This window comes from Dactylosporangium sp. McL0621 (genome assembly GCF_049995355.1).
Lineage (GTDB): Bacteria > Actinomycetota > Actinomycetes > Mycobacteriales > Micromonosporaceae > Dactylosporangium.
In genome coordinates, this window is the sequence record NZ_CP188259.1 from 9,607,678 (window position 1) to 9,628,101 (window position 20,424).

21 protein-coding genes are annotated in these 20,424 nt (G+C 74.0%); 8 read left to right on the plus strand and 13 right to left on the minus strand.

The genetic code is table 11. The features are described from left to right. Positions 1-12: 12 nt before the first annotated feature. From ACPPVO_RS45530 to ACPPVO_RS45545, 4 genes are all read right to left on the minus strand, one after another. Complete coding sequence (locus tag ACPPVO_RS45530; protein ID WP_426504893.1) at positions 13-1,155, minus strand: FAD-dependent oxidoreductase; 1,143 nt, start codon at positions 1,153-1,155, stop codon at positions 13-15. Between the two features lie 90 nt (positions 1,156-1,245). Then, complete coding sequence (locus ACPPVO_RS45535; RefSeq protein ID WP_426504895.1) at positions 1,246-1,929, minus strand: TetR/AcrR family transcriptional regulator; 684 nt, start codon at positions 1,927-1,929, stop codon at positions 1,246-1,248. Positions 1,930-2,032: 103 nt separating this feature from the next. After that, a complete protein-coding gene (locus ACPPVO_RS45540; protein WP_426504896.1) occupies positions 2,033-2,596 on the minus strand; it encodes a polysaccharide deacetylase family protein in 564 nt (187 codons plus the stop codon). After that, positions 2,593-3,519: a PmoA family protein gene (locus ACPPVO_RS45545; protein WP_426504898.1), complete on the minus strand. Its 927-nt coding sequence runs from the start codon at positions 3,517-3,519 to the stop codon at positions 2,593-2,595. Before ACPPVO_RS45545 ends, ACPPVO_RS45540 begins: the two co-directional genes overlap by 4 nt. A gap of 131 nt (positions 3,520-3,650) precedes the next feature. Here ACPPVO_RS45545 and ACPPVO_RS45550 point away from each other — a divergent pair, with 131 nt between their 5' ends. The 4 genes from ACPPVO_RS45550 to ACPPVO_RS45565 all read left to right on the plus strand — a co-directional run bounded on the left by ACPPVO_RS45550 (position 3,651) and on the right by ACPPVO_RS45565 (position 6,746). Continuing rightward, positions 3,651-4,700: a LacI family DNA-binding transcriptional regulator gene (locus tag ACPPVO_RS45550; RefSeq protein ID WP_426504900.1), complete on the plus strand. Its 1,050-nt coding sequence runs from the start codon at positions 3,651-3,653 to the stop codon at positions 4,698-4,700. A gap of 111 nt (positions 4,701-4,811) precedes the next feature. Further along, a complete protein-coding gene (locus ACPPVO_RS45555; protein ID WP_426504902.1) occupies positions 4,812-5,429 on the plus strand; it encodes a TetR/AcrR family transcriptional regulator in 618 nt (205 codons plus the stop codon). Between the two features lie 24 nt (positions 5,430-5,453). After that, a complete protein-coding gene (locus ACPPVO_RS45560) occupies positions 5,454-6,056 on the plus strand; it encodes a TetR family transcriptional regulator (RefSeq protein WP_426504904.1) in 603 nt (200 codons plus the stop codon). A gap of 105 nt (positions 6,057-6,161) precedes the next feature. Then, positions 6,162-6,746: a hypothetical protein gene (locus tag ACPPVO_RS45565; protein ID WP_426504905.1), complete on the plus strand. Its 585-nt coding sequence runs from the start codon at positions 6,162-6,164 to the stop codon at positions 6,744-6,746. Positions 6,747-6,749: 3 nt separating this feature from the next. Here the strand turns inward: ACPPVO_RS45565 and ACPPVO_RS45570 are convergent, their stop codons facing one another. Next, positions 6,750-7,484 carry a GntR family transcriptional regulator gene (locus ACPPVO_RS45570; RefSeq protein ID WP_426504906.1) on the minus strand — a complete coding sequence of 245 codons (735 nt, stop codon included), beginning with the start codon at positions 7,482-7,484 and terminating at the stop codon, positions 6,750-6,752. 92 nt (positions 7,485-7,576) lie between these two features. On the opposite strand from ACPPVO_RS45570, the gene ACPPVO_RS45575 reads away from it, so the two are divergent. The 4 genes from ACPPVO_RS45575 (at position 7,577) to ACPPVO_RS45590 (ending at position 11,704) form a co-directional block, all read left to right on the plus strand. Then, positions 7,577-8,230, plus strand: coding sequence for an N-acetylmannosamine-6-phosphate 2-epimerase (locus ACPPVO_RS45575; RefSeq protein ID WP_426504907.1), 654 nt, complete (start codon positions 7,577-7,579; stop codon positions 8,228-8,230). Continuing rightward, positions 8,227-9,102 carry an ROK family protein gene (locus ACPPVO_RS45580; protein WP_426504909.1) on the plus strand — a complete coding sequence of 292 codons (876 nt, stop codon included), beginning with the start codon at positions 8,227-8,229 and terminating at the stop codon, positions 9,100-9,102. Before ACPPVO_RS45575 ends, ACPPVO_RS45580 begins: the two co-directional genes overlap by 4 nt. Positions 9,103-9,395: 293 nt before the next feature. Further along, a complete protein-coding gene (locus ACPPVO_RS45585; protein ID WP_426504911.1) occupies positions 9,396-10,889 on the plus strand; it encodes a serine/threonine-protein kinase in 1,494 nt (497 codons plus the stop codon). A 92-nt stretch (positions 10,890-10,981) separates the two neighbouring features. Next, positions 10,982-11,704 (plus strand): hypothetical protein, encoded by a 723-nt coding sequence (locus ACPPVO_RS45590; RefSeq protein WP_426504913.1) that lies wholly within the window; start codon positions 10,982-10,984, stop codon positions 11,702-11,704. A 162-nt stretch (positions 11,705-11,866) separates the two neighbouring features. Here ACPPVO_RS45590 and ACPPVO_RS45595 read toward each other — a convergent pair whose 3' ends face one another. The 8 genes from ACPPVO_RS45595 to ACPPVO_RS45630 all read right to left on the minus strand — a co-directional run bounded on the left by ACPPVO_RS45595 (position 11,867) and on the right by ACPPVO_RS45630 (position 20,398). Further along, positions 11,867-12,574 carry an SDR family oxidoreductase gene (locus tag ACPPVO_RS45595; RefSeq protein ID WP_426504914.1) on the minus strand — a complete coding sequence of 236 codons (708 nt, stop codon included), beginning with the start codon at positions 12,572-12,574 and terminating at the stop codon, positions 11,867-11,869. Beyond that, positions 12,574-13,398 (minus strand): 5-deoxy-glucuronate isomerase, encoded by an 825-nt coding sequence (gene iolB, locus ACPPVO_RS45600; protein WP_426504916.1) that lies wholly within the window; start codon positions 13,396-13,398, stop codon positions 12,574-12,576. Before iolB ends, ACPPVO_RS45595 begins: the two co-directional genes overlap by 1 nt. Next, on the minus strand, positions 13,398-14,537 hold the full coding sequence (locus tag ACPPVO_RS45605; protein WP_426504917.1) for a glycoside hydrolase family 88 protein: 1,140 nt from the start codon (positions 14,535-14,537) through the stop codon (positions 13,398-13,400). Before ACPPVO_RS45605 ends, iolB begins: the two co-directional genes overlap by 1 nt. Continuing rightward, positions 14,534-15,205: a hypothetical protein gene (locus ACPPVO_RS45610; RefSeq protein WP_426504919.1), complete on the minus strand. Its 672-nt coding sequence runs from the start codon at positions 15,203-15,205 to the stop codon at positions 14,534-14,536. The genes ACPPVO_RS45605 and ACPPVO_RS45610 overlap by 4 nt, the downstream gene beginning before the upstream one ends. A 5-nt stretch (positions 15,206-15,210) precedes the next feature. Then, positions 15,211-16,104: a carbohydrate ABC transporter permease gene (locus ACPPVO_RS45615; RefSeq protein ID WP_426504920.1), complete on the minus strand. Its 894-nt coding sequence runs from the start codon at positions 16,102-16,104 to the stop codon at positions 15,211-15,213. A gap of 85 nt (positions 16,105-16,189) precedes the next feature. Beyond that, a complete protein-coding gene (locus tag ACPPVO_RS45620; protein WP_360374303.1) occupies positions 16,190-17,095 on the minus strand; it encodes a carbohydrate ABC transporter permease in 906 nt (301 codons plus the stop codon). A 76-nt stretch (positions 17,096-17,171) separates the two neighbouring features. Next, on the minus strand, positions 17,172-18,479 hold the full coding sequence (locus ACPPVO_RS45625) for an ABC transporter substrate-binding protein (RefSeq protein WP_426504922.1): 1,308 nt from the start codon (positions 18,477-18,479) through the stop codon (positions 17,172-17,174). Further along, a complete protein-coding gene (locus ACPPVO_RS45630; protein ID WP_426504924.1) occupies positions 18,476-20,398 on the minus strand; it encodes a DUF2264 domain-containing protein in 1,923 nt (640 codons plus the stop codon). Before ACPPVO_RS45630 ends, ACPPVO_RS45625 begins: the two co-directional genes overlap by 4 nt. Positions 20,399-20,424: the final 26 nt, after the last annotated feature.

Sequence of the window (20,424 nt, forward strand, 5' to 3'; positions counted from 1 at the left end):
GCAGAGGAACGCTCAGTGCCCGGCGGCGGCGTACGCGGCGAACTGGTCGATCAGGCTCTGCGGCGCATCGTCGCGGAAGCAGATCTCCAGGTTCGCCGCCGCCTCGCGGGCCGCTTCCTCGCTACGCGGGAACAGCTCCGCCTCGTACGCCGCGAGCGCCCCCTCCACGTCGCCCGGGTGCGCCGCGATCGCCTTGCCCAGCTCCGCCCCGTCGAACATCGCCAGGTTGGCCCCCTCACCGGCGAACGGGGACATGAGGTGCGCGGCGTCGCCGAGGAGGGTCACGCCCGGCACCCGGTCCCAGCGCAGCCCGACGGGCAGCACGTTGATCGTCCGCGGCACGAGCGGCCCGTCGGCCTCGGTGATCAGCCCCGTGAGCCGCGGCGACCATCCGTCGAACTGTCCGACGAGAAGGGCCTTGGCGTCTTCGGTACCGTCGAAGCCCGCTTCCCGCACCCAGCCCTCCGCCGTCTTCAGCGCGGCGTACACGTGCAGGCTGCCATCGGTCTCCCGGTGCGCGAGGAAACCCTTGCCCGGCCCGAGCGCGAACAGCATCCCGCCCCCGACCACCTCGGCCGCGCCGGGATGCCGCACGTCGGCGTCGAGGAGGTCGAGCTCGAAGAAGGTCACCCCCGCGTACGCCGGCCGCGCCGCGGTGACCAGCGGCCGAACCCGGGACCAGGCCCCGTCACCCCCGACGAGCAGATCGGTGACGGCGCTCCCGCCGTCGGCGAACGCCAGCTCGTGCCGCCCGTCCCCGAGCCCGCGCACGCCGGTGACCTTGCTCCCCCACCGGATGGTGCCCTCGGGCAGCGAGTCGACGAGCATCCGGCGCAGCTGCCCGCGGTCGACCTCGGGCCGCCCACGCCCCCCGTCGTCGGCCTCCTCGACCAGCACGCCGGCGTGCCGGTCGAGGATGCGCATGGCCTCACCACCCGCGTGGATGATCGAGCGGAACTCCTCGAACAGCCGGGCATCACGCAGCGCGGCCTGCCCGTTGTAGTCGTGGATGTCGAGCATCCCGCCTTGCGTGCGCGCCTCGGCGGTCTCGTCGAGCTCATAGACGGTGGCCGCGATCCCGTGCACGTGCAACACCCGGGCGAGCGTGAGCCCCCCGAGCCCGCCGCCGACGATCCCGATACGAACCTGGTCCATGACGTTCCTCCTCTTCACAAGGTTCCTGACGAATTCACAAGATTTCTGACGAACACGTTTGTAACGAACACGTTCGCGATGGCCAAACGACTAGCCGAGCGGGGTGGGCACGGCCGCGATCCCGTTCAGCAGCGCCTCGAAGGCCCATCGCTGCCGCTGCTCCCCGGTGCCGGAGAACAACTCGCCGCGCGCGCGGCCGATGTTCGGGTACTTCTCGGCCGACGCCTCCCGGACCGCCATCGCCTGCAGCTGCTCCTCCCCGTCCGCGGAGGCCGACTCGTCGCGCGTTCCCTGCTCGGCCGCCGTCGCCGTGGCCAGCTGCAGCAGGAGATCGACGCCCCACGCGGCCTGTTGCACGGGAACCCCGCCGGAGGTCATCAGCCCGAGCAGCTCGTCCACGAGCCGGAGGTAGTTGGGTCCGGACGGCCGCAGCGTGAGCACCGACCGGGCGAGGCTGGGCTCGCGGTGCAGAATCGCCGTGTACCCGGACAGCACCTCCGCGACCGCATCCCGCCATTCGGTGCCGCCCGGCGGCAGCACCAGCGCGCACAGCAGCTCGTCGAGGAGCGCTCCGTGCAGCTCGGCGGTGTTCTGGATGTACACGTAGAGCGACGCCGGACCCGTGTCCAGCTCCGCCGCCAGCCGCCGCATGGTGACGCGCTCCAGGCCCTCCTCCTGCAGGATGCCCAGCGCCACCGCCACCAGGCTCTCCCGGCTGAGCGGCGGCTTGGAGGGGCGGTCGCGCCGGCTGACCGGCACCCTGCGAGGACTCATGAACACGATCGTAACGAACGCGTTCGTCAGGCGCCAGTCCCCCGCACGGCCAAAGACGGCGGGTGTGGTGAGCCCCAGCACCACACCCGCCGCGTCCTTGGTGTCACCCGGCGATCGCCCGGCGCGTCTCCGGGCAGATCCGGCCGGGCCGTAAGCCCCGGGCCCGCAGGTCGTCCAGGATTCGCGGCAGGGCGGCCAGCGTCGCCGGGCAGCGCTCGTGCAGCAGCAGGACCTGGCCGTCGGTCAGGCGGGCGGCGGCGGCCACGATCTCGTCCGCGCCGGCTCCGGCCCAGTCGCGCGAGTCGATGTCCCAGAGCACCTCGATCAGGCCCAGACGCGTCGCGATGTCGTGGATCTCCGGGGTGGTGCGGCCGTAGGGCGGGCGGAACAGCCGGGGCGTGCCGCCCAGGACGGACTGGGTGCGGCGCAGCTCGGCGCGTACCCGGGGCGGGGTCAGGCGGGTCAGGTTCGGATGGGACCAGGTGTGGTTGCCCACCCACATGCCGGCGTTGCGGGCCGAGCGCAGCAGCCGCGGGTACGTGCGGGCGTTGCGGCCGATCGGGAACAGCGTCGCCCGGGCGCCGGCGCCGCGCAGGACCGACACCAGGGCCGCCGTGCTCCCCGGGTCCGGGCCGTCGTCGAACGTCAGCGCCACGTATCCGGTCATGACGCGTGGGCCAATGTTGCGCACTCGTCCTCACCCAGCTCGCCGTCCGCGAAGACCACGCCGTACCGCAGCCGCAGCTCCTCCCCCGCCCCCAGCCGGACGGGACTGTCCGCGAACGGGGCCGGCCCCACCACGGCATAGGCCGAACTGCGCACGAACCAGGCCGTCGGCGGCCCGGTGTTGGCGGGGTCGTCGGCGAACAGGACCGTCGAGGCGCTGCCGTCGCCGTCGTGGCGGCCCGAGAACGCGAGCCACGGCGCGCGCACGCCGTTGAGGTCGTCGCCGCCCGCGGTGTCCGGCGTGCGTACCCGGCCGCCGGTGAAGCTTCGCGGGCCCCGCCAGCACAGGCCGCCGTAGCCCGCGCCCGCGCGGCCCTCGGTCTGGGGGCTGCCGATGTCCAGCGGCGTCGCGCCCGCGTTGCGCAGGGCGGTGTCGAGATCCAGGCGCCAGGCCGAGCGGTACGGCATGACCGTCACCGTCAGCCCGCGGCGCTCGGTGAACGCCTCCCGGCCGTCCTGGGCGAGCCACCGCAGCCGTTGTACCGCGCGCAGGGTGCGATCGCCCGCGTTGAGCACCTCGAAGCGCTCGTGCCGCTGGGCGCCGTTGTTCGGCAGCTGGACGTAGCCCCGGTCGCGGCAGTACGTCGGGCCGCCCCAGAAGTTGTCCGGGCCCGCGTTCGGCAGCGCCAGCGACAGGCCCTTGTGCCAGACGTGGTCGTGCGGGCGGTAGACGCTCACGAGCCGGCCGCCCAGGGTACGGATCGGGTGCAGGTACGGCCGCGGCGACTCCACCTGGGACTCGCGGGCGCGGTAGACGTACCGGAACAGCTCCCGGCCCCGCCAGGTGACCCGCAGCGACGAGTCCTGCTGGAGCGCGAAGTCGAGGCCGGCGGGCGCGGTCACCGTCCCGGGTGCGTTGCTCATGCGGGCCTCCGGCGCGCTGATGTTTTCGAAACATTCGATGTCTTACCGGAAATGTTTCCCCACGTTACGATCGCCACCGACGCACGTCAATGCCAATCGGCGGGCATCGGCGAGCGTCTTATGATGCGAGGGTGTCCGAGACGAATCCCCAGGAGGAACCGGCGAAGGCGGGGCGGCGCCCGCGCGGGTCGGTGACCGTGGCGACCATCGCGCGGCTGGCCGGGGTGTCGCCGCCGACGGTCTCGAAAGTTCTGAACGGTCGCTCGGGGATCGCCGTCGACACCCGCGAGCGGGTCGAGGCGCTGCTGCGCGAGCACGGGTACCGGCGCACCGACGCGACGAGCGCGATGCCGATCGTCGAGGTCGCCTTCTCCGGCCTGGAGAGCCACCTCGCGGTCGAGATCATGCGCGGGGTCGAGGAGGTGGTGCGCGACCGCGGGCTGACCGTGGGCTTCACCGACCTGCAGGGCCGGGCCCCGCGGGCCGGGCGCCGCACCGCCGACCTGCTGCTGTCGCGCCGCCCGGCCGGGGTGATCGCCGTGCACTCGGCCTACCGCGGGCAGTACTACCAGCAGCTCACGGCCAGCGGCGTGCCCCTGGTGGTGGTCGACCCGACCGGCGAGCCGGTGCACGACACCCCGTCGGTGGGCACCACGAACTGGTCCGGCGGGATCGCCGCGGCCCGGCACCTGCTCGACCTCGGCCACCGGCGCATCGGCGTCATCACCGGGCCCGCGCAGTACATGTGCTCCCGCGCCCGGCTCGAGGCCGCCCGCGCCGCCCTCGAGACCGCGGGCGCGGCGCTGGACCCGAAGCTGGTGCGCAGCGGGCTGTTCGCGTTCGACGACGGCGCCGGGCTCGGCTCCCAGCTGCTGGCGTTGCGGGACCGCCCGACCGCGGTGCTGTGCGGCAACGACCTGCAGGCGCTCGGGGTGTACGAGGCCGCCCGGCGCGCGCGCCTGCGGGTGCCCGAGGACCTCAGCGTGGTCGGCTTCGACGACCTCGAGGTGGCGCGCTGGTGCGGGCCGGCGCTGACCACCGTGCGCCAGCCGTTCGCGGGCATGGGCCGGGCCGCGGCGGAGATGGTGCTGCGGCTCGCGGCCGGGCAGCCGGTGGAGCCCGCGCGGGTCGAGCTCGCCACGTCGCTCGTGATCCGGGAGAGCACCGCGCCGCCCGGGTGAAACTTCCATGGAAAGGTTGCCGCCTGGTTCCGGAAAACTCGGGCGATTGCGCCCGGCGATCGTCGGGTACCGTGTCCGCATTCCGGGGGGCGGCGAGGGTGGAGGTGGCGGTTGGCCGATCGGCCGTCCGGGCGCGGCGAGACCTACGGCGGGCAGAGCCGGGAGGAGCGCGCCGCCGACCGGCGGGAGCGGCTCGTCGCGGCGGCCGTGGCGCTGTTCGCGGCCCGGGACTACGACGACGTGACCGTCGCCGACGTCTGCACGCTCGCCAGAGTCTCGAAACGGTACTTCTACGACCACTTCGCCGACCGCGAGGCCCTCGTGCTCGCCCTGCACCGCGAGGTGAACGGCTGGCTGCTCGAGCACGTCGCCGCGGCCGCGCCCCGCGACCCCGACGGGCTCGAGGCGGCGCTGCGCCCGATGCTGGCGGCGCTGGTCCGGCTGCTGGCCCAGCACCCGGACCGGGCCCGGATCGTGTACATCAACGCGCCGCGGATGGAGCTGCGCCGCCGGGGCGTCCTGCGCGAGGAGGCCGAGCTGTTCGGCCGGCTCCTGGCCCCGCTGGCGCCGCGGCTGCGGGCCGACCCCATGCGGTACCAGCGAACGATCCTGGCCTTGATCGCCGGCGTCAGCGAGGTCCTGATCGACTGGGTCTGGCACGACATGCGCGACCCGGCCGAGCCCCTCGTCGATCACCTGACCGGCCTGTGCGCATCGCTGCTGGAGTGAATCGGCAGCGGGTACCGTGATCGGATGACCGCACCGTCGGCCCGCCGCCGCGACGCCGCGAAGACCCGTGCGCTGCTGCTGGACGCGGCCCGGCGGCGGTTCGCGCGCGACGGCTACAGCTCGGCCACCCTGCGGGACATCGCCGAGGACGCGGGCGTCAACGTGGCACTCGTCGCCCGGTACTTCGAGTCCAAGGAAGGGCTGTTCGAGGCCTGCCTGACCGCGGCCGTCGACGAGCTGCGGCGCGAGACGGGCGACGTGCCGCTGGCGCAGGTGCACCTCGTCATCGCCGACCAGGCCGCGCGGATCGGGCCCGAGGGCGCGCCCAGCCAGCTCGCGCTGTTGCTGCGCACCTCCGGCGACGAGCGCGCCGACGAGATCCGCCGCGGCGTCCTGCGCGCATCGGCCGAACGCCTGGCCGCCGCCGCACACAGCGCTCCCGGCGCCCAGACCGACGACGACGGGACCCTGCTGCGCGCCCAGATGGTGCTGGCCGCCTCGCTCGGCATCGTGCTGCTGCGCTCGGTCGGCGGCATGGAGCCGCTGCGGTCCGCGGACCGCGACGCCCTCGCCGGCCCGCTGCGCGACCTCGTCGCCGCCCTGCTGCCGTCGGGTCCCGGCCACTGACAGGTCTTTGGTCCCGCCGGGTCGGTCGCTTCGGCCCCGGCGCCGCGCCCCTCCCGGGGACGACGATGAATGCGTCAGGGAGACAACGGCATCGGGAGGCCGACAATGAGCACCACGAACATCCACCGGGCACACCAGCTCGAGCAGGTCGAGGCACCGGGGAGCATGCTGACCAAGACCGCCGCGAAGGCCCTCGCCGTGCTGCGCTACGCCACCGGGTTCGTCTTCCTCTGGGCCTTCGCCGACAAACTCCTCGGCCTCGGCTACTCCACCCCCTCGGCCAAGGCCTGGATCAACGGCGGCAACCCCACCAAGGGCTTCCTCGCCAGCGTCGACACCGGCCCCCTGCAGACCTTCTTCCACACCATCGCCGGCACCTGGTACGCCAACTGGGGCTTCATGCTCGGCCTGCTCGGCATCGGCCTCGCCCTCACCGCCGGCATCGGCCTGCGCATCGCCGCCGCCTCCGGCACCCTCATCATGGCCATGATGTGGCTCGCCGAATACCCCCTCGCCCAGCACACCACCAAGGGCGCCCCCACCGGCTCCACCAACCCCCTCACCGACTACCACATCATCTACGCCGCGGTCCTGGTCGTCCTCGCCGCCGCCTACGCGGGCCACACCTGGGGCCTCGGCCGGCTGTGGGCCAAGCTCCCCTTCATCCAGCGCAACCGCTGGCTCATCTGATCTCTACTCGCCCCCCGCACGGCGGCCGGCTCCCGATCGGGGGCCGGCCGCCGTGGTCACGTCGATCTCGAACGAGTAGCGGTCGCCGCGGTACGTGGACGCGGCCCGCTCGACGGGGCGGTCGCGCTCGTCGAAGGCGGTGCGCTCGACCAGCAGGGCCGGGCTGAACGGCGGGGCGTCGAGCAGCGCGGCCGCCGCGGCGTCCAGGACCGTCGCGCGGATGGACTGCTCGGCGCGCGTGATCCGGATGCGGTACCGCCGGTGCAGCTCCGCGTACAAGGAGCCCTCGACCGTCGTGAGGCCGGGCACCAGGGCCGCGGGGAGGTACGTGTGCTCCAGGCACATCGGGATCCCGTCCGCGGTCCGCACGCGCTCCAGGTGCAGCACCTCGCCGGCCGGGCTCAGCGCCAGGGCGAAGCCGATGTCCGGGCCCGCCGCCACGAGCTCGGCGACCCGCAGGACCGAGCCGGGCGCGAGGCCGCGCCGGCGCATGTCCTCGGTGAATGACGTCAGCTCGATGGTCTTGGCGATCGGCGGCCGGGCGACGAAGGTGCCGGCGCCCTGCACGCGGTACACCCGGCGCTCCCGCTCCAGGCGGTCCAGGGCCTGCCGGACGGTCATGCGGCTCACGCCGAACGCCTCGGCCAGGTCGCGCTCGGGCGGCAGGCGCTCGTCCGGGCCCAGCTCGCGATCGATGAGCCCCTCGAGGTGCGCGCGCAGCTGCTCGTGCTTGGTCACGCAACCTCCAGTGGTCCGTACCACGTGAATGCTAGCGCAGCGGCGATGGCGGACGCTACGGTAATTGGACTAGACCAATTCTGGAGGATCAGATGCTTGACGCCATCGCCGGTGGGCTCGTGGTGTCGTGCCAGGCGCCCGACGGGCACCCGCTGCGCTCGCCCGACGTGATCGCGCGGCTGGCCCGGTGCGCGGCGCTCGGCGGGGCCGTGGCGGTGCGGGTGAACGGCCCGGAGGACGTGCGCGCGGTCAAGGCCGCCGTCGACCTGCCGGTCATCGGGCTGCACAAGGTCAGGGCGGCCGACCGGTACCTCATCACGCCGCACCGGCCGCTGGTCGAGGACCTCGCCGCGGCCGGGGCCGACATCATCGCGGCCGAGGCGACCGGGCGCGGCGACCTGTCCGTCGCCGAGCTCGTGCGGTGCACGCACGCCCTGGGGCTCCCGCTCGTGGCCGACGTCGCCACCGAGGAGCAGGGCCTGGCCGCGTGGGCGGCCGGGGCGGACCTCGTGGCGACGACGCTGTCCGGCTACACGGCGGACAGTCCACAGGGGACGCAGCCGGACCTCGCGCTGGTGTCCGACCTGGCCGTGGCCGGGGTCCGCACGGTCGCCGAGGGCCGGCTCGCCACCGCGGCGCACGTGCGGGACGCCTTCGCCCTCGGTGCCTTCGCGGTCGTCGTCGGTACCGCGATCACGGACCCGATGGCCCTGACCCGCGACCTCGTCACCGCGATCGCGCGGTGAAGACGGTTCTCGGCATCGACATCGGCGGGACGAAGATCGCCGCCGCGCTCGTGTCCGCCGACGGCACCACCGGCCCGCTGCACCGCGTGCCCACCCCGGCGCGGGAGGGCCCGGCCGCGGTCCTGCGCGCCGCCGCCGAGCTCGGCCGCCGGGTCATGGGCGACGCCCCGGTCACCGCGTGCGGGGTCGGCACGGCCGGGGCGGTGGACCCGCACGGGCGCATCACGCACGCCACCGACTCGCTGCCGGGCTGGGCCGGGACCGACGTGCGGGGCGAGCTGGCCGCGGCGCTGGGCCGGCCGGTGCTGGTGCGCAACGACGTGCACACGCTGGCGGTCGCCGAGGCGGCCTGGGGCGCCGCGGCCGGGGCGGGCACCGTCCTCGTGGTCGCGGTGGGCACGGGCATCGGCGGCGCCGTCGTGGCCGGCGGCGAGCTCGTCACCGGGCGCCTGGGACTGGCCGGCAGCATCGGCCACCTCCCGGCCGCCGCCGCGCTGGGCCGCCGCTGCGGCTGCGGCGCGCTCGACCACGTCGAGGCCTACGCGGCGGGCCCGGCGATCGCCGCGGACCACGCCCGCCGGGCCGGTCTGGCCGCGGTGCCGCCGCTGGAGCGCGTGGACCCGGGCGCCGCGGCGGTCGCGTTCGCCGCCGGGGTCCTCGGCCGGGGCCTGGCCGCCGCCGCGAACCTGCTCGACCCCGACGCGATAATCCTGGGCGGCGGCGTGCTCGGCCTCGGCGAGCCGTTCCGGGGCCAGGTCGTCGCGGCCCTGCGCGCGGCCGCCCTGCCCGGGGTCGCGGACGTGCCGGTACGCGCCCCGGCGCTCGGCCCCGCGGCCGTCCTCGCCGGAGCCGCGCAGCCGCTGCTGGGTTGACGCCCAAGTTTCCTTGGCGACGCCCGACCGATGCCGGGCCGCGCCCGTCTGCCGGGTGTCAGGGGCGAAAGGAGACGACGTGACGAACGAACGGGACGAGCAGTTCCGGCAGTACGTCCGCGAAGGGGCACCCATGGACACCGACCGGCGGCGACATCGTCCGCTTCGGCGGCGGCGTGCACATGCAGCCCGCCGCCCTGGACACCGCGGGCTGAGCCGGCCCCCCTTCCCCATCGCCGATCGTGATCGAACAGTGATGCTTAGCCACGCGTCGATGGGGAATGGTGGGCTGCGTGGAGCGGCAGGTGCTGGGCGGGCGGTACCAGCTCGACGACGTGGTGGGCATCGGCGGCATGTCGACCGTGTGGCGCGCCCGCGACCGGGTCCTCGACCGCAACGTCGCGGTCAAGCTGCTCTCCGGCCGGTACGCCGCCGACGCCGCCGCCCGGCAGCGCATCCGCGTCGAGGCCCGGGCCGCCGCTGGGCTCGCCCACCCGAACGTCGCGCAGGTCCACGACTTCGGCGAGACCGTCGAGGCGGGCCGGCGCACCCCGTACGTCGTGATGGAGCTCGTCCCCGGCCCGACCCTGGAGGAGCGCACGGCCGCCGGCCCGCTGGCGCCCGCGGTCGTGCTGCGCGTCTGCGCCGAGGTCGCCGCCGGGCTGGCCGCCGCGCACGCCGACGGCCTGGTGCACCGCGACGTGAAGCCGGCCAACGTGATCCTCGCCCCGACCGGCGCCAAGCTCCTCGACTTCGGCATCGCCACCGTCGCGGGCCCGGCCGGCGCCGCCGAATCCGACGACGAGCTCTTCGGCACCCCCGACTACCTGGCCCCGGAGCGGCTCACCGACGACGCGGTGACCCCGGCCTCCGACGTGTACTCCCTCGGCGTCCTGCTGTACCGGCTGCTGGCGGGCCACCGGCCCTGGCCGGCGTCCGGCGCCGCCGACCTGCTCGTCGCGCACCTGGAGACCGACCCGGCCCCGCTGCCGGACCGGCCCGGGGTCGCGCCCGAGGTCGCCGAGCTGTGCCGCCGCTGCCTCGCCAAGGACCCGGCCGCCCGCCCCACCGCCGGCGAGGTCGCGACCGCGCTGGCCGCGGCGGCCGGCATCCGCACCGTCACCGACGACCTCGCCTACCGGATGGCCCCGCCCGCCGTCGACGGCGTCTCCTCCACCATCCTCGTCCGCCTCACCGCGACGGCGGCCGCCCACCGCCGCCGCGCCCGGCTGGCGGCCGCCGGCGTGCTGGCCGCGGCCGCCGCCCTCATCGCCGGGCTGGTCATCGCCGGCCCCGGCCGCACCCGACCGGCCGCCGCGCCGCCGCAGCCCCCCGCGCCCGCGCCCGCAACGGTGGGCGGCGGCGCGGCGGCCCCGCCCGCGCCGGGCCCGGCACCGTCGGCAAAGGCGTCGGCGACCCTCGCGGTGGTCCCCGGCACCGGCGCGGCCGGCGCGGCCACCGGCGCCACGACCGGGGCGGCGCCTCCGGCCGCCACCACCGCGGCGCCCGCCGGGAGCCCGGCGCCGGCCCCGGCGGAGGCCGCGCCGACAGTGCCGGCGCAGACCTTCACCTCGGAGGGCGGCACGATCCGGGCCGGCTGCACCGCGGACGGCCGCGCCGAGCTGCTGTCGTGGACCGCGGCCGCGCCGTACCGGGTCGACCGGGTCGACTCCGGCCCGGCCGCCGCGGCGTCCGCCGCCTTCGCCCGCGGCAACATCGTCGTCGACATGACCGTGACGTGCACCGGCACCGCCCCGGCGGAGACGACGACCCGGCGCACGAAGTAGTACCCGCACTACCCCGCGGACTCCCCCCAGCGTGCTGGTCCGCGGCGACCGGGTCGGCCAGGCTGAGGCCGTCCCCCGCCGAAGGAGTTCCGATGCGCAAGCTGGTCGCGCTCGCCCTGGCGCTCGTCGCCGCGTTCGTCTTCGCCCCCGGGCCGCTGGCCGCCGTCGGGCCGGGCCACGGGCTCGGCGACCCGCAACGGCTCGGCACCGCCCTGCGCGGGGCGTTCGCGGACTCATGGAACGCGGGCCGCCGCAGCCCGGAGCTGACCCGGGTGGTCGACTACTGGCTGCGGTACCACCTCGTCAAGGCCGTCATCGCCGCGCTGCTGCTCGCCGTGCTCGTCGCGATCGCGCTGCGGCTGCGGCACTGGGCCGCCGCGTCCGCCGTGGCCGGGGCCGGGCTGCTCGCGCTCGCGACGGTGATGGCGAACGTGCAGGGGGCCATCGCGCCGTTCTCGTCGCTGCTGCCGATGCTCCTCGAGGGCCCGGACGCCGAGCACGGCGTGCTCGCGCAGGTGCGCCGGGAACTGGCCGCGGGCGGGCCGGGGCGTCCGCTGCTGCGGAGCATGGTCGGGGACTTCGCGCGGTACCACGAGGCCATGGCCGTCATCGCCGCGCTCGTCGCCATCGGGCTCGTCACCGTGAGCGTGGTGCTGTGGCGGCGCTTCGCCGCCACGAGGGCGGCCGTGTTCGCGGCGCTCGGGGCGGTGACGGCGCTCGCGTCGCTGGCGGTGCTCGTGATCGTGGTCGCGAACACGGGCACCGCGAACGACCCGGCGCCGGCCCTGGCCGCCCTGTTCGACGGCGGCTGGTGAGCACGACGGCCGCCGAGCACGACGGCCGGCGAGCACGACAGCTGGCGAGCACGACAGCCGGCGAGCACGACAGCCGGTGAGCACGGCGGCCGGCGAGCACGACAGCTGGTGAGCACGACAGCTGGTGAGCACGGCGGCCGCCGAGCACGACAGCCGGCGAGCTCAGCGCGCGAGCCAGCCCCCGTCGACGGCCAGGACGGTGCCGTGCACATACGCCGCCGCGTCCGAGCACAGGAACACCAGCGCCCCGGCCAGGTCCTCCGGGCTGCCCCAGCGGCCCGCGGGAATGCGGTCCGAGATCGCGGCGAACCGGGCCGGGTCCGCGCGCAGCGGGGCGGTGTTGTCCGTCTCGATGTACCCGGGCGCGATGGCGTTGACGTTCACGCCCCGCCCGGCCCACTCGTTGGCGAGGGCCTTGGTCAGGCCGGCCACCGCGTGCTTCGACGCCGCGTAGGACGCGACGCCCAGGCCGCCCTGGAAGGACAGCATCGACGCCACGTTCACGATCCGGCCGCCGCCCGCGGCGAGCATCTTGCGGCCCGCGGCCTGGCACAGGTGGAAGACCGCGTCGAGGTTCACGGTCAGCACGTCGTCCCAGTCGGGCCCGGACATCTCGGCCGAGGGCGAGCGCCGGATGATGCCCGCGTTGTTGACCAGGATGTCGACGCGGTCCAGCGACTCCACGGCCGCCGCGATCCCGGCCGGGCCCGCCGTGGCCAGGTCGCACTCGACGTCGGCGCCGGCGCGTCCCAGCAGTACCACCTCCGCGCCCGCCTCCGCGAGGGCCGTCGCGAACCCGCGGCCGATGCCCCGGTTGCCGCCCGTCACGAGCGCGACGCGGCCGTCCAGCCGGAATGCGTCCAGGATCATCAGTGGCCCAGGTCGCGGAGCATGGGCACGGTGCGGCCGACCCACGACAGGTTGACGTCCTCCAGGGCGCCCTGGGTGCGCTGGGTGCCGGCCAGGACCCACAGGTAGTAGGTCGTGTAGCCGGGCGCGCTGACCACCGTGTGGTAGCCCTCGGGCATCATCTGCATGCCGTGGTCGCGGGCGGTGAAGTTCTCCTCGTAGCCCTCGTCGGTGTACATGCGGCAGATGCCGAACCCGTCGGACGGGTTGACGCGGAAGTAGTACATCTCCTCGTGCGCCGCCTCGGCCGGGAGGTTGTCGTGCTTGTGGCGGTGCGGCGGGTACGTGCTCCAGTTCCCCGACGGCGTGTAGGTCTCGCCCACGATGAGGCGCCGCGCGGGCAGGCCGGGCTGGGAGATCTCGGTCAGGATCTGGTGGTAGGTGCGGCCGAAGTTCGCCGCGCCCCACCGTCCGCTCGCGACCTTCGCCGGCTCGATGACGTACGGGTCGGTCGCCAGGTCGCTGGGCGCGCTCGGCAGCGCGATCTCGACCGCCGAGTCCGCCTCGACGGTGACCTCGGCCCCGGCCGGGATGTACACCGAGTGCGGCTTGCCCCCGAAGACGTTCGGGCGGCCACCCACCTCGGCGAAGCGCGCGGCGCCGACGGTGAAGGTCGCGGTACCGCCGAGAATGACGGCCAGGATCTCCCGGTCGCCGGACGCGAAGGTGGTGCTCTGCCCGGCGTCGAGCCGCAGCAGCGAGAAGTCCAGCAGCGAGCAGGGGTTGAACGGCAGCGCATTGCGGCCGCGCTCGGCCGGGATGTAGCAGTGGTACTTGTACTCCATCAGTGCTCCTCGTTCAGCCAGGGTGCGGTCCAGCCGGGCCGGGTCGCGCGGGTCAGTGCCTCGAGGTAGAAGTAGTCGCCCCAGAGGGTGCCCTCGTCGACGCCGACGCCCTTCGGTTTGTCGTAGACGCCGTGGCGCAGCAGGGCGTTGGAGTCCGCGCCGGCCCCGTAGGCGGCGATGAGCGAGGCGAGGATGCGGTCCGCGGCCGCCGCGTACGACTCGTCCCCGAGGGCCGCGGCGAGCTCGTGCAGGCCGCCGAAGGCGATCGCGGCGGCCGAGCTGTCGCGCTCCTCGCCGCTGCCGTCGCCGAAGACGAGGTCCCAGTACGGCACGTGGTCGGCCGGCAGGCGGGACAGGAACCGGTCGGCGCAGCGGCGGGCCGCGTCCAGCAGCGCCGGGTCGCCGGTGTGCCGGTAGTTCAGCGTGAAGCCGTAGATGCCCCAGGCCTGGCCGCGGGCCCAGCAGGAGTCGTCGGCGCTGCCCTGCTCGGTCTCCCCGCGCAGCGGCGCGCCGGTGACCGCGTCCCAGTAGAACGTGTGGAACGTGGTGCCGTCCGGGCGCAGGATGTGCAGGCGCAGCTGCTCGGCGTGGCGGCGGGCCGCGTCGGCGTACCGCACGTCGCCGGTGACCCGGGTCGCCCAGAACAGCAGCGGGGTGTTCATGAGGCTGTCGATGATGGTCCGGCCGCGCTGCCCGGCGTTGTCGAGATCGCCCCAGGCCTGGATGATCCCGGCCGGCTCCAGGACCCGGGTCAGCAGGTGGTCGGCGGCGGCGAGGGCGGCCGCGCGGGCCGTCTCGTCGCCGGTGTGCCGCCACGGCACCACGCAGGAGAGGGTGTACAGGAAGCCGAGGTCGTGCGTGTCGATGTCGACGCGGCCGTGGATGCGCCCGGCGAACCCGGCCACGTGCGCCTCGGCCTGGCGCCGGTAGGTCTCATCGCCGGTGAGCTCGTACGCCAGCCAGACCATCCCGGGCCAGAAGCTGGTCGTCCAGCCCACGTTGGCCCCCCGTGGCCGATAGCGCTGCCCGACGGTCGTGTCGCCCGGGTAGCCCGCCCCGAACTCGGTGAGGTTGGCGTCGATCGTGCGCAGTGCGGCGGCGACGGCCCCGCGAAGGGGCCGGACGTCGGTCGACGTCATGTGCGGTTACTCCTCAATGGTTCCAGTGCGGCCCGCAGCGCGTAGCGGCTGTTGGCCCAGATGACGTAGAGCAGCGGCGCCGCGGCCAGGCCGAGCGCGACCGCGGGGCGCGCGGCGAGCAGGGTGAGCAGCAGCGCCAGGACGACCAGCGAGAGCAGGGTCAATGGCCAGTGCCGGACGCCCAGGTACACCGAGGCCCGCAGCACGTCGCGGACCCGGGCGGACGGCCGCTCGGCCAGCGCCGCCAGCCCGTGCAGCGCGGCCGCGACGACGAGCACCATTCCGGTGACCAGCACCGGGATCGCGGCCGCGCCGACCGGGCGGCCCCAGGCGGCGCGGGCGTCGACGCCGAGCACCACGAGCACGGCCGCGGCGAGCGCGCCGAGCGTCGCCGCCCGCCGGAACGAGGCCCGCCAGGCCCGCGCGAACGTGGCCACGACGGCGGTCGAGCGCGTCTCGCTGTAGCCGGCGAAGACCGCGAACACCCCGCAGAGCCCGGGCGCGGCCACCGGCGCGAGCAGGGCCAGCAGCGGCCACGAGCGCGACGTGTCGGTGGCGAGCGCGACGGCGAGCACCGGCGCGGCGCCGAGCACGAGCATCAGGTTGGTCGCCAGGCCCAGGTACAGGATGTCGAAGGCCGTCCCGATGGTGTCGTGGCGCAGGCGCATCGCCCTCACCCCTTCAGCCCGCTGGTGGCGAGGCCCTCGACGAAGTACCGCTGGCCGAGCAGGAAGATGACCGCGATCGGCAGGACCGACAGCACCGAGCCGGTCATGATGAGCGCATATTCCGCGTTGTACTGCGAGATGAACGTCGACAGCCCGAGCTGGATGGTGCGCAGGTCGGGGCTGCGCAGGTAGATCAGCGGCCCGAGATAGTCGTTCCAGGTGCCCACAAACGTGAGCAGCGTCAGGCTGGCCAGGGCCGGCACCGACAGCGGCAGCATGATCCGCCGCCAGATGCCGTACTCGCTCATGCCGTCCATGCGGGCGGCCTCGCTGAGCTCCTCGGGGATCGTCTCGTAGTACTGCTTCATGAGGAACACCCCGAGCGCCCCGAAGGCCTGCAGCGCGACGATCGACCAGCGGCTGTCCGAGAGCTGCAGCTTCGACATGATGATGAACTGCGGCACCATGTACGACTGCCACGGCAGCGCGATCGTGCTGACGTACGCCAGGAACAGCGCGTCGCGGCCCCGGAAGCGCACCTTGGCGAAGCCGTAGGCGGCGAAGCTGCCGGTGAGCACCTGCAGGAACGTGACCGCGACCGACAGCAGCAGCGTGTTGCCCAGCCACGTGGTCATGTCCGACTTGCGCCAGATGTCGACGTAGTTGCTCCAGACGACGGTGTCCGGGAACCACGTGATCGGCACGGTGAAGACCTCGTTGTTGTGCTTGAACGAGGACAGCAGCATCCAGATGAACGGCAGCAGCAGCCCGGCGGAGGCGAGGAGCAGCACGAGGTACCCCAGCGCCCGCCAGACCGGGTGGACGCGCCGGCCGCCGCCGCCGGACCGGGCCAGGACCGACCCGGGGTCGAGCCTCGGAACGTCGAGCAGCGTGGTCATGACGTCTCCTCGCTTCGCTCGTCGGCGCCATGACGCCGGAACTGTGCTGGCCGATGACCGGCCCCTCCGCTTCGCTCCGGACCGGTCATGACGCCCTCCGCTTGTTCACGGTGAACTGCACGGCGGTGATGAGGAAGCAGATGACGAAGAGCACGATCGAGATCGCCGACGCGTAGCCGAACTGGTTCTCGCCGAAGCCCTTCTGGAAGATGTACTGCGACAGCACGAGCGTCGACTGGCCCGGCCCGCCGTTGGTCAGCAGCAGGATGAGGTCGAAGACCTTGAAGCTGCCGATGGTGAGCATGACCGTGACGAAGAACGTCGTCGGGCGCAGGCACGGCAGGGTCACGGACCAGAACCGTTGCCAGGCACCGGCGCCGTCGATGCGGGCGGCCTCGTAGAGCTGGGTCGGGACGGTCTGCAGGCCGGCGAGGAAGATGAGCATGTAGTAGCCCATCTCGCGCCAGGTGCCCACGATGATGACGGCCGGCATGGACCAGTCCGACGACACCGTCCAGCCGGGCGGGTGGTCGACGCCGAGCGCCCGCAGCAGCGCGTTGATCGGGCCGAACTCGGGGCTGAACAGCATGTTCCAGACTTGGGCGACGGCCACGATCGAGGTGATGTACGGGAAGAAGGCGACGGTGCGGAAGAAGGCGACGCCGCGCATCTTCCGGTTGAGCAGCAGGGCCAGGCCCAGCGCGGCGCCCATGGTCAGCGGGATGTGGAAGACGGTGTAGACGACCGTGTTCCACAGCGCGGTCCAGAAGCTGTCGTCGCCCCACATCTGCGTGAAGTTGGCCGTGCCGACCCACTCCGCGACGCCGAAGATGTTCCAGTCGGTGAACGCGAGGTAGAACAGCACCACCACCGGCACGAGGGTGAGCAGCGCGAAGCCGAGGAAGTTCGGCAGGATGAACGACCAGCCGATCAGCGCGTTGCGCACGGCGGGGCGGATGCGGCGCCGCCGGGGCGGCGACAGGGTTGCCATGGGTGTCTCCCGGGGTGTCGACCGCCGGCGCTGCGTTGCGCACCCAGCGCCGGCGGTCTGTGCAGCTCGGTCGGGACTACTTGTTGAGGACCTCGTTCTTGGCCCGGTCCTGAGCCGCGGTGATCGCGGCGTCGATCGGCTTGCTGCCCGACAGCACCGCGGAGTGCGTGTCGTTGAGGATGTTCTGCAGCCCGGCCGTGTACTTCGACACCGGGTTCTCGGGCCGGGTGTCGTGGGTGGAGAACGCGAACTTGGACAGGTCGTCGGTCGGCATGCCCTTGAGCGCGAACAGCACCCCGGTCACCGCGGCCGTGTCGGCCGGGGTGATGCCGATGCCGGCCAGGCCCTTGGCGCCGCCCTCGCCCGCGGCGTAGGCGAGGAACGCCTTGGCCGCGGCCATCTTCTGCTTGTCGATGGCCGGGTTGATGCCCAGGCCGGTCGGGTCGCCGAAGGTGATCGGCTTGCTCGACGTGCCGGTGGTGCTCTTGTCGAACTGCGGCGCCGGGGCCATTCCCCACTGGAAGGTGTCGGCGTCGCCGGTCGACTGCTGCTTGAGCAGGGTCGCGATGTACCAGGTGCCCATGAGCATCATCGCGGCCGACTGCTTGCCGAACTGGGCCTGGTAGGTGAGCTTGTTCGTGGTGGCGGTGCCGTACGTCGGCTGGGCACCGGCGGTCTGCAGGTCCAGCGCACGGGTGTAGTACGGCTTGAGGTAGCTGAAGTCGCCGCTCTCCAGCTTGGCGCCGGGCGTCTGGGCCAGGGCGAAGCCCTGCACCGTGGACTGCCAGACGTGCTCGTAGTCGCCGAGGGCGTTGCCGCCGGCGCCCTTGATCGCGGTGGTCAGCTGCTTCGATGCGGCGGCGTAGTCGTCCCAGGTCCAGGAGCCGTCGGGGTACTTGACGCCGGCCTTGTCGAACAGCGCCCGGTTGTAGAACAGCACCCAGGAGTCCTGGCGGTACGGAACGGCGTAGGTCTTGCCGTCGACCTTGTAGCCGGACAGGCCGCCGACCTTGTCGCCGAGCTTGCCGGCCACGTCGGAGACGTCGACCAGCTGCTTGCCCGACTGGTACGTGTAGAAGTTCTTGAGGTTCTTCTGGACGTAGATGTCCGGGGCCTTCTTCGCCGCGAGGTCCGCGATCATCTGGGTGTCGTAGTTCGTGGCGTCGTACTCCTTGAGCTCGACGGTCACGTTGGGGTTGGCGGCGTGGAAGCCGTCGGCGAGGGTCTTGAACTCGGGGGTGGTGGACAGGCTCCAGCCGGCCAGCGAAAGCGTGATCGGGCCGCTGGGCATGGCCTCCGGCGTGGCGGCGTCGTCGCCGCAGCCGGCCAAAGTGAGCGCCAGGGCCGCGACGACGCCCAGCGTTGCCGAGAACGAGCGCTTCATCCCTTCTCCTTCAGGGTGATGGGGTGTGGGGTGTCCGCGCCGTCGGGCCAGGTGACCCGCACGTGCAGCTCGCCGCCGGACTCGTCCAGCGACACGCGGCACGGTTGCGGCGCGGGTGTTGCGCAGAGTTCGACGAGCGTCGCGAGCCAGCGGCCCGGACGTACGGGGAACTCGAGCCAGGGAACGCGGACGGGGCGGCCGAGCGGGCCGCCGTCGGGGTGCACGGCGACGCCCGCGCTCGGTGCGTCGCCGCCGGACAGGTTGACGATCCGGGACGTGAGGGCCGCGCCGGTCGCGGCCGCCGTCCCGCCGGACACCAGGATCGGGCCGCCGCCCGCGACCGCCCAGCCCCCGATGCGCAGCTTCACGGCGGCCTCGGCGGCGGCCTCGACCCGGACCAGGCGCAGCTCCCACGGCCCGCGGACGAGCGACCACACGGTCAGCTCGGCCGCGAACCGGGCCTTGCCGGTGCGGCCGCTGCCGTGGTCGCGCTGCCCCGGCTCGGCGTCGACCCAGTGCGCGGCCGCGCGGGAGCCGGCCACGCCGGCGTCGCCGTCGACCCGGACGTCCAGGGTGCACAGCCCGCTGCGGTGCGAGTGGTGCCCGGCGCGGTCGGCGAGCACGACGGACTGGTCGAGCGGGTCGGTCCAGCCGGCCTCGTCGAGCACAGGGGCGGTGGCGGTGGAGTAGCCGATCCGGGCGTACAGCGGCGAGTCCCCGGCCTCGGAGCCCTCGACCTCGTGGTCGGTGCCGTGGTTGACGATCCGCACCACGCCGTCGTCCCGGGTGCCGCTGACGATCCAGCCGGGCGCGGCGATCGCGCGCAGGGTGTCGCGCTCCGCCACCGGCAGCGGCTCGGCGGGCGCGGTCCACAGCGGATGGTCCGCGGGCAGCGCGATGCCGAGCAGGCCCTTGCTCGCCCAGTACGGGGAGGCCGGGCCGGAGTACGCCTGGGCCAGCCGCGGCCAGGCGTGGTGCCAGCCGAGGGTGAGCAGCCCGTCGGCGCCGGGAACGCCGTGGCCGGCGAAGTGGCGCACGATCCGTTCGGCCGCGTTGCGCAGGCGGCCGGGGGACAGTGAAGGTACACCCGCCAGACCGCCGGCCCAGAAGGGCGCGGCGGCGGCGAAGCGGTAGATGAGGCTCCGGCCCTGCAGCAGCGGCGAGCCGTCGGCGCCGACCAGCTCGATCGCGTCGAGCAGGAACCGGTCCAGGTCGGCCCGGTCCCGTTCGATCCGGTCCCCGGCCAGCTCGTCCGCGCCCGCCATCCGGGCCCACAGCGCCGGGTACAGGTGCAGCGCCCAGCCGGTGTAGTGGTCGAAGGCGCGGGCCGGGCCGTCGGCGAGCCAGCCGTCGGCGCGGCGGAACGTGTCGTGGGTGGCGAGGTCCTCGGCGACGTCGGCCGCGGACCAGGGGCCGTCCACCGAGCGCAGGAACGTCTGCACCACGAGGCGGAACCAGACCCAGTTGATGCGGGGGTACGTCGGGTCGCCGACGGCCGGCGCGAGGTACTCGACGATCCTCTGCCGGACGCTCACATCGAGGCGCGACCAGAGCCACGGGCGGGTCAGGTCGAGCATCAGCGCGATCGAGGCCGCCTCGACCTTGGCCTGGGCGTGCTCGCCGAGCCGGACCCAGCGCTCCGGCGAGTTCGGGTCCGTGCCGGTGGCCAGGCCGGTGGAGTACCACTCCAGCAGCTCGGTCGCGACCGGCCCCTCGCCCCGCTCCCCCGCGATGCGGAAGCCGGCGAGCAGGAACGTGCGGGCGAAGCCCTCCAGGCCGTCGACCGCGCGCCCGTAGCCGCCCTCGGCCCCGGGCGGGGTGATCCGCGCGTGGCCCGGCGAGGCGTGCCGGCGGGCGGCCGCGAGGATGCCGTCGGCGAACCGCAGCCAGTCCGCGCGTGTCCACTCCGTCTCCGGCACGATCCGCCCCTCCGGTGCGTGTCGGC